The following is a 12,921-nucleotide window of genomic DNA, read 5'->3' on the forward strand; positions in this document are numbered from 1 at the left end:
CGGGATCATGGTCTAGGCCACCGCATCGAAATAGGTGGCGAATTCGGCGCGTATCTCGGTTTCATCAGCCCGATCGCGGTTCTTGATATAGGTCAGCGCCCGTTGCGCGCGTTGCAGCGACGTGCCTTCAAGCCCCGTTGTGCGCGACGCAATGCCGACCATCTCCTCGAAAACGCCGTTGCAGTGAAGGACCAGATCGCAGCCCGCCGCAAGGATCGCCGCCGCCTTTGTCGGGAAATCCCCAGAAAGTGCCTTCATCGAGGTGTCGTCGCTCATCAGCAGCCCGTCGAAACCGATTTCGCCGCGGATGATCTCGTCGATGACCTTGCCGGAGGTGGTGGCCGGGTTCTTCGGGTCGATCGCGCTGTAGACGACATGCGCCGTCATCGCCATCGGCAAATGATTGAGCTCCCTGAACGGGGCGAAATCATGCCGCTGCAAGTCGCTCATCGAGGCATCGACGGTCGGCAGTTCGAAATGCGTGTCGGCAAAGGCCCGTCCATGCCCGGGAATATGCTTCATCACCGGCAGCACGCCTCCCGACATCAGGCCCTCCGCCGCGGCGCGGCCCAGTTCGATGACGGCACGAGGCTCCTTGCCATAGGCGCGCGCGCCGATGACGTCGCTGGCGCCCTCGATCGGCACGTCGAGCACCGGCAGGCAATCAGCCGTGATGCCGTAGCGCAGCAGGTCGAAAGCATGCAGCCGCGCCATCAGCCATGCTGCGCGGTTGCCGGCATCATGGTCGTTGCGCCACAAGGCGCCGAGCGCGCCACCGGCCGGATAATTCGGTGCCAGCGGCGGCCGCAGGCGCTGCACACGGCCGCCTTCCTGGTCGATGAACACCGGGGCGTCCGGGCGCTCGACACAATCGCGCATCGCGGCGACCAGATCGCGGATCTGCTCGGCCTCGCCGATGTTGCGGGCAAACAGGATGAATCCCCACGGGCATTCGCTGCGATAGAAACTGATTTCATCGCGTGTGAGCGATTTCCCGGCGCAGCCAAGGATCATGGATTTTGATTCGGTCATGGGCGGGAGTTTAGAGCTTCACGCAGATAAAGGGAATCGCATCGAGCCACATCGCTCGAGCCGGAATCCCTTCCACACGAGGAACTCCTTCCACCATAGAAAACGGCGCGGTCTGTGACCGCGCCGGTTCTTTCGGCCCAAGGGCGGGAGGTTCGAAATGGTTAGCGCGACACGAAACAGTTACCGCCGGCAGCCTTGTAGTTGGTGCACAGGCTGATCGCATCGTTGCGCGACTTCGCCGGGACGCGAACGCGATAGAACGTTCCCTTGCCGGCGATCTCGGCCTTGACGATGTTGGCCGTGTGGCCGGAAAGCACGCTGCCATAGCGACGCTGCAGATCCTGATAGGTCGACTGAGCGCTTTCGACGGTCGGCTGTGAGGCGATCTGCATCGACCACGAGCCACCGCCGGTCGAGGCCGCCGCCGGACTGATGGACGCAACCTGGTCGGGCTTGACCTCACCGACGACGTCGACCGGCTGGTCGGACGGACGCTGCGGCGCCACCGGAACCGTGGCCGGCGTGTTGGCAGGCTGGTTGGTTTGAGCTTCAGCCTCAGCCGTGGGCACGGCGGCCAGATTGACTGCTTCCAGCGTGGCGGTTTCGGCTCGGTCGCCGGCCGCTGGGTCGCCCACTGGGTCGCCGCCCAACAGGTCGCCACTTGCCTGGTCGGCAACAGACGCTACGGTACCGGTTTGCGCCGCGTCGCCGGCCTGACCCGCCGGGGCCACAAGCTGCGGCGCCGGATCGACGGGCTCGACGGCAGCCACCTGCGATGCCGCGGGCGCCGGATCCTCGCGCGCAACCAGTGACCCATCTGATTTGACGACCATGGTTCTCACCTTGCGTGGCGCAACGGCGACGACATCCGGCTCGATGCCCTGCTCGGCCTCTTGCAGAACCTGGGCGATACGATCCTCGGACTTGGGTGCCGGCGCGGCGGCGTCGGCATTCCCGGCCGCTTGCGTGCCGCCGGCCGCTTGCGTGCCGCCGGCCGCATCGGCGGCTTCAGCCGTGTCGATGTCATCGGGCGAAAGATCGACCACACGGCTCTGCGGCGGTTCCTTGGCCGCCACGTCCACCGGCTCTTCGGTGTTGGTGACCAGTTTTTCCTGGACCGGTTCGGCAGGCCTCGCGCCCCCCTTGGCCACGGCGTCGTAAACCTTGTTGTCCTGGTTCGGCACGACGGTGCCGCCCGGGTTTTCCGGCCTGACCTTGATCGGTGCGTTGTCCGCCTTGACGATGACCGGCGCATCGGTGCCGCCGTTGCCGCCGAAAGACAGCGCGAAGGCGCCGAGACCGCCGGCGATCGCCACGGCGCCGACGACTGCGGCGACCAGCAGGCCGCGGCTCCGGGGCCTCGCGGCATTCTGCTCGGCCAGGCCTGGAACCGACATGGCCTCATCCAGTTCGGGGTCGTAGTCGAGTTCGTCCAGGGCAAAGTCGTTGGCTTGCGCTTGCGAAACCGGCCGGCCGCTGGGCAAGTCGCCCAGATCGAAGCCGCTGGCAGCATCGGCGTAAGACGCATTGACGGGCGACACTGCGGGTCTCGCCGCATAGGTTCGCGTTTCAACGCGGTCGGACTCATGGCCTGACTGGAACCCTGCCCCCGGCTGGGGTCCGGCCCCCGGCTTGAATCCGGTATTGTAGGATTCGTCGTCATGCGCCGCGCTGCGCGCCGGGCCGGCAGCGACGTCCACGGCATTCATTTCCGAGAGAAGGTTGGCGAACTCGGTATCGAGATCGTCATAGGCAGGCGCCGGCGGTGCGTCTTCATTGACGTCGAGTTCCGGAATATCGAGGTCGTCCGCCAGCGCTACGACGCGCTCGGGCACATCGACTGTCTCGACATCGGGCATCTCGTCATATGCAGAGGCTTGTTCGCTTTGATCGGGCGCAGGTGCCGCATTGGCGGCATCGTCTTCGGCCGGCTCATCCTGATAGGCCGGCTCATCCTGATGGGCCGGCTCATCCTGATAGGAGGGTGCCGCAGCTGTTGGCGGTGTTTCTGTGGTCGCCGAAGCCGTCGGCTGGGCTGCAAAGGCAGGCTGCGGCTGTGCGACCGGCGTTACGCGGCTCCACGAACGGGCCGACGCAGGCGCGGCGGAGGGTGCCGTCATCCAGCTGAGCGAATCATTCGGATCCTGCTGTGGAGCGGTGGCCGCAACGTCATCGCCGTCGCCATGATCCAGACCGATGTCCTTGGCGAAGGCGGCGTGCAGTGCATCGTCGTCGAAATCGATATCAGCCGGTCCGGCAGCTTCTTCAGCGCCGAAATCATGGCCCTCGAGCCCGTCGAGGAGAATGGTGTCGAGATCGGCGTCGGCGGCCTGGACCGCGTCTTCATTCGACTGCTCCGAAAGGTCTTGCTCGTCAAGGCTCCCGGCCAGTTCGTCGGTGGGATCCACTGGTTCGTCGGCGGCTTCTCCAGCCGCGGCTACAGGTTGCTGGACCATGGCGGCCGCGGACGCTGCCACCGGGGCAGCCCGTGCGCTCATGGTGCCCAACAGCGCGTTCAATTCGTCTTCGAGGCTCCGCTCCTCAGCGACGGCGGCTGGCGCCGTCGGTTCGGCTGCAACGCCGGGGGCCTGAGTAGCCGGCTTCTCGGCTTCATCGGCAAGCGTGTCGTCGAAGCTCAATTCAAAATCGTCGTCCAACGCATCTTCCGGGGTCGCGGCGGAAGGCTCGTCGTCGTTGGCGGCGATAGAATCCGGCTCGTCAATTTCTGGCTCGTCGACTTCGACCGGCTCAGCCGTGCGAATGTCGAAATCCATGTCGACGTCATCCATGGCGACGTCGGGCATGGTGTCGTGGTCGGCAAAGTCCTCGTCGGACGCATCCGAAACGGCCCAAACAGCCGCAGCGGGAGCCTCGACAGCGGCCTCGATCGGCTCATGCTCGTCGAGCGTCAGCTCGTCTTCGAGCGAGCTTGCGACGGCGTTGTCGAATTCATCGTCGAACGCGGGTTCGGCGGCCGGCGCGGCGATGTCGGCGGCTTCGGCAGCCTGCTCCACCTGCACGTGCTCGTCGAGCGTCAGCTCGTCTCCGAGTGAGCTTGCGACGGCGTTGTCGAATTCATCGTCGAAGGCGGGGTCAGCGACCGGCGCGGCGGTGTCGGCGGCGGTATTCTGTTCGTCCGTCGCATCGTCGTCCAGCCGGAAATCCTGTTCGAACGACGCAGAGAGTTCGTCGTTTACCGGCAAATCGTCTTCGAACGGCGACACGTCTTCGAGCGAACTGGCGATCGCATGGTCAAAATCGTCGTCGAACACCGCTTCAACAGCCGGCGCGGATACTTCGGCAACACCGGAACCCAGGTCGGCGGCGGCAACGGCATGGGCAGTTTCGTCCGCCGTGTCGTCGTCCAGCCGGAAATCCTGTTCGAGCGACGCGGCAAGCTCGTCGTTCCCAAGCTCGTCGTTCCCAAGCCTGTCGTCCACCGGCAAATCGTCTTCGAATAGCGACACGTCTTCGAGCGAACTGGCGAGCGCTTCGTCGAAATCGTCGTCGAAAGCAGCTTCAGCAGCCGAGGGAGTTCCGGCAACGCCAGAGCGCACATCGTCGGCAGCAATGGCAACGGCGGTTTCGTCTACCGCATCGTCGTCGAGCAGGAGATCCTGTTCGAGCGACGCGACAAGCTCGTCGTCGATTGGGTCAGTAGCAGCCGCGTCAAAAGCCGGCTCGCGAAGCTCGGCTGCGCCGTCATTGGCGTCGCCGCCGAATTCGCCCATCAACTCCTTCTCGAGGTCGATGCCGAAATCGCCGTCGTCCGCTGGCTGACTTGCTGCAGCCGCCGTCGACTGGGCCTGCGGCTTGACCGGCTGGCGCGGGTCGAAGCCCATGATCCTGGTCAGTTCCGCGAACGGATCATCGTTGGCGATATCGTTTTGGGCGGCTGCTTTCAGCTGGGTTCTGTCTGCCATTATTGTTCCCGAACTCGCACTCATTCGGACGCCGTTGACGTCGCGCAGGGTTGGCCCTTACCAGCGCAATGTGGGCAAAAGGTGACAGGTTTTTTAGTCAAACCTAACGCATTTCGGTGGGCGCATCGGCTCCGATCAGCGTCAGGCCGGACGTCAAAACGTCCGAAACAGCCTGCACCAGCCCTAGTCTGGCATGGGTCAATTGTCGGTCGTTAACCTTAACAAAACGTAAGTCGGGATTTTCGGTGCCGCGGTTCCAATGTCCGTGGAAGCTGGAGGCAAGATCGTAGAGGTAGAATGCCAGCCGGTGCGGCTCGAGCGCAAGCGCCGCGGATTCGATCAGCCGCGGATATTCGGCAAGCTTCCTGATCAGGCCGATCTCGCCTTCGTCGGTCAGCGAAGCGGTGGCGGCGGCCAGCCGATTGCGATCGAAATTGGCCTCGCCCAGCTGTTCGCTCGCCTGCCGGAACACCGAATGGCAGCGCGCCGAGGCGTACTGGACGTAGAACACCGGATTGTCCTTCGACTGCTCGGTCACTTTGGCGAAGTCGAAATCGAGCGGCGCATCGTTCTTGCGGTAGAGCATCATGAAGCGGATCGGGTCGCGGCCGACCTCCTCCACCACTTCGCGCAGCGTTACGAAATCGCCCGACCGCTTCGACATGCGCACCGGCTCGCCCTCGCGAAAAAGCTTTACCAACTGGCAAAGCAGCACGGTGAGCTTCACCTCGTCGCCGGAAATCGCCCGGGCGAGCGCTTCCAGGCGCTTCACATAACCGCCATGATCGGCGCCAAGCACATAGATCAGCTCGACGAAACCGCGATCGACCTTGTCCTTCAGATAGGCGACGTCCGCGGCAAAATAGGTGAAAGTGCCGTCCGACTTGACCAGCGCCCGGTCCATGTCGTCGCCGACCGCTGTCGAGCGGAACAGCGTCTGCTCGCGATCCTCCCAGTCGTCCGGCTTCTCGCCCTTGGGCGGCGGCAGCTTGCCCTTGTAGATATGGCCCTTGAGGGTCAGGTCGTTGATCGCCGAGCGGATTTTCCGGGCGTTGTCGGCGTGCAGGGTGCGCTCCGAGAAAAAGACGTCGTGATGCACATTGAGCAGCGCCAGATCCTCACGGATCATTGCCATCATCGCGTCGATCGTCCTGTCCTTGACAATGGCAAGCGCTTCCTCATCCGGCATCTGCAGCAAGGAACGGCCAAATTCGCTTACCAGAGCCTGGCCGACCGGCACGAGATAGTCGCCTGGATAGAGCCCGGCAGGAATCTCGCCGATGTCGTCGCCGAGCGCCTCGCGGTAACGCAGCATGGCGGAGCGGCCGAGCACGTTGATCTGCGAACCAGCGTCGTTGATGACATATTCCTTGATCACGTCATAACCGGCGAAGGCCATCAGATTGGCGAGCGCATCACCCACCACCGCGCCGCGGCAATGGCCGACATGCATCGGTCCGGTCGGGTTGGCCGAGACATATTCGACATTGGCCTTCTTGCCGCCGCCAACGGTCGAGCGGCCGTAATTGCGGCCTTCGCCGAGCAGCGCAGTCAGATGCACCTGCCAGAACGCGTCCTTGAGCCTGAGATTGACGAAGCCCGGACCGGCAACGTCTGCAGCGGCGATGTCCGGGTCGGCGCGCAGCGCTTGCGCCAGCCTTTCAGCCAGTACGCGCGGCGGCTGGCCGGTCGGCTTGGCCAGCACCATTGCCGCATTGGTCGCCAGGTCGCCATGGCTGGCGTCGCGCGGCGGCTCGACGGCGACGCGCGACAAGTCCAGCGAACCGCCGTCTTTGTCTTTCAAATCAAGCGCTTCGACGGCCTTTATAATTCGCGCGTTGAAATCGGCGAAGATGTTCATTGGTGTGGCCCTGGCTCTGGCGGCTTTGCGGGAATCCGGTCTATTGGCCGGCAAAATCGAGCCCCGCCTAGCTTAATTCAGGCGTATGGTCAAACAAACGGCGGTGTTCCTTCAAAGCGTAGGTATCCGTCATGCCCGCCAGGAAATCGGCGACGCTGCGCGCCTTGATGCGATCATCAGCCCGGTCGAGCCCTTCGCGCCAGCCATCGGGCATGGCGCGCGGATCGGCGAAATAGACCTCGAACAGGTCGTTGACGATCTGCTCGGCCTGGTTGCGCACGCGCACGACTTCGCTGTGTCGATAGAGATGCTTGTAGAGAAAGGCTTTCAATTCCCCTTCGAAAGCGGCCATTTCGGCCGAAAAGGTCACCATCGTCTCGCCTGCCGCCCTCACCGCGTCGGCGCTGTCCGGCTTGATGCGGGCCAGATTGGCGGTGGTGGAGACGATGACATCCTCGACCATCATCGTGATCTGCCGGCGCATCAGTTCGTGCCCTGTCCTCACATCGTCCAGCGCCGGATAGCGCTGACGCACGCCGTCGAGGATCGAGCCGGGCAGCGAGACATTTTCCAGCATGTCCAGCTTCAGAAGGCCCGACCTCAGGCCGTCATCGATGTCATGGCTGTTGTAAGCGATGTCGTCGGCGATCGCCGCGCACTGCGCCTCGATGCCGGCGAAGCGGTCGAGCTCGAGGTCGTGCAGCTCCGAATAGTCGCGGATCGCTTGCGGCACCGGCCCCTTCAGCCCGTTTCCGCTGGCGTCGGTCAGCGGTCCGTTGTGCTTGACCAGTCCCTCCAGCGTCTCCCAGGTGAGGTTCAGCCCGTCGAATTCGGCATAGCGGCTCTCCAGCCGCGTCACCACGCGCAGCGACTGTGCATTGTGGTCGAAGCCGCCCCAGGCCGCCATCTTCTGGTTCAGCGCGTCCTCGCCGGTATGGCCGAAGGGCGTGTGGCCGAAATCGTGCACCAGCGCCACCGCCTCTGCCAGGTCCTCGTCGCCGCGCAGCGGCCGCGCCAGGGCGCGCGCGATCTGCGCCACCTCGATCGAATGCGTCAGCCGGGTGCGGTAATGGTCGCCCTCATGCGCGACGAACACCTGCGTCTTGTGCTTCAGCCGGCGGAAGGCCGTCGAATGGATGATGCGGTCGCGGTCGCGCTGGAATGGCGTGCGGGTCGGGCTCTCCACCTCGTCGAACAGCCGCCCGCGCGACTTTGCCGGATCGCAGGCATAGGCGGCGCGCGGCCGATAACCAAATCCGATGTCGCCCAACTCATTTGTCATCGCCCCAACCGATTTCCATAACCCCAACCAATTTCCATAGCCCCGCCAATTTCCATCGCAGTTGACTTGCCCCCTCGCGCTTCATACCTATCATGTGAAACCGAAAGCAAGGTGACGCCCATGGGCGCTGATGCCAAGACCGCCATGAAAGTCGAGATGACCGACGCCGCCGCCAGGCGGATTGCCAAGATTGTGTCTGGCGAAGCCGGCAAGACGGCGCTGCGCGTTTCGGTCGAGGGCGGTGGCTGTTCCGGCTTTTCCTACAAGTTCGACCTGGTCGACACCCGCAACGATGATGACGTCGCCATCGAGAAGGACGGCGCCACCGTGCTGATAGATGACCTCTCGCTGGTCTATATGGGCGGCTCGGTGATCGATTTCGTCGACGATCTGATGGGCCAGTCGTTCCAGATCAGGAACCCGAATGCGGTCGCCTCGTGCGGCTGCGGCACCAGCTTCAGTATCTAGGGAATGCCTACCATTAGCGCGGTCCGTCAGGTCGCGCTTTCAGCCGGGCGCGATCTCGATGCAACGCTGGCGTTCTGGCAGGATGTGCTTGGCATGGCCGTGCGCTTCGATCCGCCTGGCATCGCCTTCATCATGGCCGGCGATGTGCGGCTGCTGTTCACCGATGGCCTGCCGGCCGGCACCGTCTATCTCGACATTTCGGGCCTTGACGATTTCCACGCCTCGGCAAAAGCCGCCGGCGTCCCCTTCACCGCGCCGCCGATGCTCGTCCACCGCGACACCGAGGGCCTGTTCGGGCCGGCGGGGGAAAGCGAATGGATGGCCTTCCTAAAGGATCCGGCAGGCAATACGATCGGCCTCGTCGAACGCCATCCGCCTGAACAGCAATGAGGCCGTCATGAAAATCGTCACCTGGAACATCAATGGCGTTCGGGCCCGTATCGGCAATTTGACCCACTGGCTGACGGAAAGCGCGCCCGATATTGCCTGCCTGCAGGAGATCAAGACGGTCGACGAGCAGTTTCCGCGGGCCGAGATCGAGGCGCTTGGCTACAACGTCGAAATCTATGGCCAAAAGGGATTCAACGGCGTCGCCATCCTGTCGAAGCTGCGCTTCGACGAGGTTATCAGAGGCTTGCCGGGCGACGATGCCGACGATCAGGCGCGTTTCATCGAGGGCGTGTTCTCGACCGACAAGGGCGCGTTGCGCGTTGCCTCGCTGTACTTGCCGAACGGCAATCCGATCGATGACGAGAAGAAGTTCTTCTACAAGCTGTCCTGGATGGCGCGGCTGGAGCGCTGGGCCGAGGAAAGACTCTCGCTCGAAGAGGCGCTGGTGCTGGCCGGCGACTACAATGTCATCCCCGAACCGATCGATGCGAAGTTCCCGGAGAACTGGCTCGGCGATGCGCTGTTCCAGCCGCAGACCAGGCAGGCGTTCCGCCGGCTGAAGAACCTCGGCTTCACCGAAGCCGTGCGCGCGGTCAGCGACTCGCCTGACATTTTTACGTTCTGGGACTATCAGGCCGGCGCCTGGCAGAAGAACAACGGCATCCGCATCGATCACTTGCTGCTCTCGCCCGAGGCCGCCAATCGCTTTTCCTCGGCCTCGATCGAAAAGCACGTGCGCGCCTGGGAAAAACCCTCGGACCACGTGCCGGTGGCCATCGAACTGGGTTTTGCGCCAATCTGATCATTTCGGGGCCCGAACCGCCGGATTCCCGGTGGATGGACCGTCATATCGCCACAATCGGGGTTTCCGCTGGAATCCGGGTTCGGCCGGGGTTCAGGATGACGATCAGGTTTGCGATTTGCCCATGTGCCGCCGCGCTCGCCCTCGCGGCAACGTCGGCGTTTGCCAATCCTGCATGCCTGGCCAACGGAACATCATTCCAGATCGGCCAGGTCGCCTGCCTGACGCTTTCCGGTCGGAGCCATCTCGCCCGCTGCGACATGGTGCTCAACAACACGTCATGGACAAGGATCCGCGACGATTGTCCTAAAACCACGTCGGCGCCGCCGGCCACGCCGATTTCAACGCCGGAGTCCGGTCCCGTTCCGACGCAACCGACCGAGAATTGATCTCGACTTTCTCGAGATCCCCACTCTTTCTATTGACCCAGTCTTTCCCAGCTGTTGGCGTCGCGACTACCGGTCGCCGCCACCCTTGGTGAGGATGTCGTCGGCCAGCGAAATCGCGGTGCGGCGGTCGGCCTCGCCCGCGGCGGCAAACGCCTCTTCCTGCATGCCGCGTATCCATGGCTGGTCGGAAGGCGCGGCCCGTTCAAGCGCCGCGGTCATCATCGCCAGCCCCCGAACGATCTTGCCGCTCTGGAAGAGCAGGTGGCCGAGCGTCGCCTGCGCGCCGGCATGGCCCTTTTCCGCAGCGAGTTGGAACCAGCGTCCGGCCTGCTTGATGCTCGCCTTGACGCCGCCCTTGCCATTCAGGAAGATCTGGCCCATCTCGAACTGGGCATTCGGGTTGCGGTAGTTGGCGGCGGCGCGCATGTAGTACTCTTGGGCCGCCACCTCGTTCTCTTTGATCGGGCTGCCGGGGATGCCCGTCCTCAGATAGTCGCCGAGCGCCACGAGCGCATCCGAAACATAGCTCTCTTCCGGCGAGCCGGGCTCAACGTCCTGATCGACGATCTCGCTGAAGAACTTGAACGCCGCGTAGTCATCGCGCTCGACGCCGTCACCCTCGGCATACATGCGCGCAAGCTTCCAGGTGGCGCCGATCTGGCCGTTTTCGGCCGCGTATTTATAAGCCTCAGCAGCCTGCTCCTTGCGGCCGTTCTTGTAGGCGGAGAAGCCGAACTGGAACACCGCCCACGGGCTCGACTGCGGCTTCACGCCGGTCTTGTCGTCGAACACCTTGTCGTCGAAGGCCATGGCCTGGCCTGCGGCGCCCAAGGTCGCGCCAAAAGTGGCGATCGCGACCAGTGCCGAAAAGACAGACAGCCTCAGCAACTCAGATATCCGCATAACAATGTGTTTCTCTCGCACCACCGGGATGGGTGACCGCCCCGTCGCGGGCAGGCCCTACCGTTTGTGCATATTTCCAGATCGCGCCCGACTGATAGTCGGTCGCGCGCGCCTTCCATGCCTTTGCCCTGGTCGCCAGTTCGGTGTCGGACAGCGCCACCTCGATGGTGCCGTTCACCGCGTCGATCGAAACCAAGTCGCCATCCCTGAGCAGCCCAATCGGACCACCCACGGCGGCTTCCGGCCCGACATGGCCGATGCAGAAGCCGCGTGTCGCGCCCGAAAAACGCCCGTCGGTGATGAGAGCCACCTTGCCGCCCATGCCCTGGCCATAGAGAGCCGCCGTCGTCGACAGCATTTCGCGCATGCCCGGACCGCCGCGCGGTCCCTCGTAGCGGATCACGAGGACCTCGCCTTCGCTGTAGCTGCGATCCGTAACCGCCTGGAAACATTCCTCTTCCGAATCGAAGCAGCGTGCCGGGCCAGAGAATTTAAGCTCCGACATGCCCGCGACCTTCACGATCGCGCCTTCGGGGGCAAGGTTTCCCTTCAAGCCCACGACGCCACCCGTTCGGGTGATTGGTCGGTTGGCGGGACGGACCACATCCTGGCTATCATTCCAGGCAACGTGCTCCATATTTTCGGCTAAAGTGCGGCCGGTCACGGTCAGGCAGTCGCCATGCAGATAGCCGTGGTCGAGCAACGTCTTCATCAAGAGCGGAATGCCGCCGGCCTCGAACATATCCTTGGCGACATATTTGCCGCCCGGCTTCAGGTCGGCGATATAAGGCGTCTTCTCGAAGATCCTGGCGACGTCGAACAGGTCGAACTTTATCCCCGCCTCATGCGCGATCGCCGGCAGATGCAGCGCCGCATTGGTCGAGCCGCCGGTGGCCGAGACCACGGTCGCCGCATTCTCCAGCGCCTCCAGAGTGACGATGTCGCGCGGGCGGATATTTTTTGCGATCAGCTCCATGATCTTTTCGCCGGAGGCGAAATTGAAGCGGTCGCGCATCTCATAGGGCGCCGGCGCCCCGCAGGAATAGGGCAGCGCCAACCCGATGGCCTCGGCGACGGTGGCCATGGTGTTGGCGGTGAACTGGGCGCCGCAGGAGCCGGCCGACGGACAAGCGGCTTGCTCGATTTCGAGGAGTTCGGCGTCGCCGATCGTGCCGACCGAGTGCTGGCCGACGGCCTCGAACACATCCTGCACGGTGATCTGCCGGCCCTTGTAGGAACCGGGCAGGATCGAGCCGCCATAAATGAAGATCGACGGCACGTTGAGCCGCACCATGGCCATCATCATGCCGGGCAGCGACTTGTCGCAACCGGCAAGGCCGACCAGCGCATCGTAGCAATGGCCGCGCATGGTGAGTTCGACCGAATCGGCGATGACCTCGCGCGACACCAGTGAGGATTTCATGCCCTGGTGGCCCATGGCGATGCCGTCCGTGACGGTGATGGTGCAGAATTCGCGCGGCGTGCCGCTAGCCGCGGCAACGCCCTTCTTGACCACCTGCGCCTGGCGCATCAGCGAGATGTTGCAGGGTGCCGCCTCGTTCCAGCAGCTGGCGACGCCGACCAGTGGCTGCGCGATCTCGGCCGCCGACAAGCCCATCGCATAGAGATAGGATCGGTGCGGCGCACGCGCCGGACCGTCGGTCACATAGCGGCTGGGCAGCTTGGCCTTGGAGATGACTCTGGCGTTCATTCTCTTCCCTTGCCCCGGGCGATGCGACCTGCGGTGCGACCTGCCCCAACGCCGAGCCTTTGGCATGCCCTGGGACGCATTCGAGGTGCGCCGGGTTTATGGCGGGAAGTAGGCAATGTCCGCGGGCGCGGTTGTGGCGCGAGGGTTGTTCAGAAACTGT

General features: G+C 63.7%; 10 protein-coding genes. 4 read left to right on the forward strand and 6 right to left on the reverse strand.

Annotated elements, in window-relative coordinates:
- Positions 1-12 precede the first annotated feature (12 nt).
- From nagZ to AC0L18_RS01860, 4 genes are all read right to left on the reverse strand, one after another.
- On the reverse strand, positions 13-1,032 hold the full coding sequence (gene nagZ, locus AC0L18_RS01845) for a beta-N-acetylhexosaminidase (protein ID WP_023802575.1): 1,020 nt from the start codon (positions 1,030-1,032) through the stop codon (positions 13-15).
- Between the two features lie 161 nt (positions 1,033-1,193).
- Entirely contained in the window at positions 1,194-4,955 is a 3,762-nt protein-coding gene (locus AC0L18_RS01850) for an SPOR domain-containing protein (protein WP_473490370.1), read from the reverse strand.
- 103 nt (positions 4,956-5,058) lie between these two features.
- Positions 5,059-6,816 carry an arginine--tRNA ligase gene (gene argS / locus AC0L18_RS01855; protein ID WP_473490372.1) on the reverse strand — a complete coding sequence of 586 codons (1,758 nt, stop codon included), beginning with the start codon at positions 6,814-6,816 and terminating at the stop codon, positions 5,059-5,061.
- A gap of 67 nt (positions 6,817-6,883) precedes the next feature.
- A complete protein-coding gene (locus AC0L18_RS01860) occupies positions 6,884-8,098 on the reverse strand; it encodes a deoxyguanosinetriphosphate triphosphohydrolase (protein WP_473490374.1) in 1,215 nt (404 codons plus the stop codon).
- Positions 8,099-8,218: 120 nt separating this feature from the next.
- Between AC0L18_RS01860 and erpA the strand changes: the two genes are divergently transcribed.
- From erpA to AC0L18_RS01880, 4 genes are all read left to right on the forward strand, one after another.
- Complete coding sequence (gene erpA / locus AC0L18_RS01865) at positions 8,219-8,566, forward strand: iron-sulfur cluster insertion protein ErpA (RefSeq protein WP_006335221.1); 348 nt, start codon at positions 8,219-8,221, stop codon at positions 8,564-8,566.
- A 3-nt stretch (positions 8,567-8,569) separates the two neighbouring features.
- On the forward strand, positions 8,570-8,956 hold the full coding sequence (locus AC0L18_RS01870; protein ID WP_473490375.1) for a VOC family protein: 387 nt from the start codon (positions 8,570-8,572) through the stop codon (positions 8,954-8,956).
- Positions 8,957-8,963: 7 nt separating this feature from the next.
- Positions 8,964-9,758 carry an exodeoxyribonuclease III gene (gene xth, locus AC0L18_RS01875; protein ID WP_473490376.1) on the forward strand — a complete coding sequence of 265 codons (795 nt, stop codon included), beginning with the start codon at positions 8,964-8,966 and terminating at the stop codon, positions 9,756-9,758.
- 98 nt (positions 9,759-9,856) lie between these two features.
- Positions 9,857-10,147 (forward strand): hypothetical protein, encoded by a 291-nt coding sequence (locus AC0L18_RS01880; RefSeq protein WP_473490378.1) that lies wholly within the window; start codon positions 9,857-9,859, stop codon positions 10,145-10,147.
- 66 nt (positions 10,148-10,213) lie between these two features.
- Here AC0L18_RS01880 and AC0L18_RS01885 read toward each other — a convergent pair whose 3' ends face one another.
- Together AC0L18_RS01885 and ilvD are read right to left on the reverse strand one after the other, a co-directional pair.
- Positions 10,214-11,050 carry a tetratricopeptide repeat protein gene (locus AC0L18_RS01885; protein ID WP_473490380.1) on the reverse strand — a complete coding sequence of 279 codons (837 nt, stop codon included), beginning with the start codon at positions 11,048-11,050 and terminating at the stop codon, positions 10,214-10,216.
- Positions 11,037-12,761: a dihydroxy-acid dehydratase gene (gene ilvD, locus AC0L18_RS01890; RefSeq protein WP_473490382.1), complete on the reverse strand. Its 1,725-nt coding sequence runs from the start codon at positions 12,759-12,761 to the stop codon at positions 11,037-11,039. Before ilvD ends, AC0L18_RS01885 begins: the two co-directional genes overlap by 14 nt.
- Between the last annotated feature and the right edge of the window lie 160 nt (positions 12,762-12,921).

This window comes from Mesorhizobium sp. WSM4819 (assembly GCF_055811215.1).

Excerpts from the sequence above, each read along its gene's own strand:
- AC0L18_RS01885 (WP_473490380.1), bottom strand. The coding sequence starts at position 11,050 with ATGCGGATATCTGAGTTGCTGAGGCTGTCTGTCTTTTCGGCACTGGTC.
- AC0L18_RS01860 (WP_473490374.1), bottom strand. The coding sequence starts at position 8,098 with ATGACAAATGAGTTGGGCGACATCGGATTTGGTTATCGGCCGCGCGCC.
- argS (WP_473490372.1), bottom strand. The coding sequence starts at position 6,816 with ATGAACATCTTCGCCGATTTCAACGCGCGAATTATAAAGGCCGTCGAA.
- AC0L18_RS01870 (WP_473490375.1), top strand. The coding sequence starts at position 8,570 with ATGCCTACCATTAGCGCGGTCCGTCAGGTCGCGCTTTCAGCCGGGCGC.
- ilvD (WP_473490382.1), bottom strand. The coding sequence starts at position 12,761 with ATGAACGCCAGAGTCATCTCCAAGGCCAAGCTGCCCAGCCGCTATGTG.
- nagZ (WP_023802575.1), bottom strand. The coding sequence starts at position 1,032 with ATGACCGAATCAAAATCCATGATCCTTGGCTGCGCCGGGAAATCGCTC.
- AC0L18_RS01850 (WP_473490370.1), bottom strand. The coding sequence starts at position 4,955 with ATGGCAGACAGAACCCAGCTGAAAGCAGCCGCCCAAAACGATATCGCC.
- erpA (WP_006335221.1), top strand. The coding sequence starts at position 8,219 with ATGGGCGCTGATGCCAAGACCGCCATGAAAGTCGAGATGACCGACGCC.
- AC0L18_RS01880 (WP_473490378.1), top strand. The coding sequence starts at position 9,857 with ATGACGATCAGGTTTGCGATTTGCCCATGTGCCGCCGCGCTCGCCCTC.
- xth (WP_473490376.1), top strand. The coding sequence starts at position 8,964 with ATGAAAATCGTCACCTGGAACATCAATGGCGTTCGGGCCCGTATCGGC.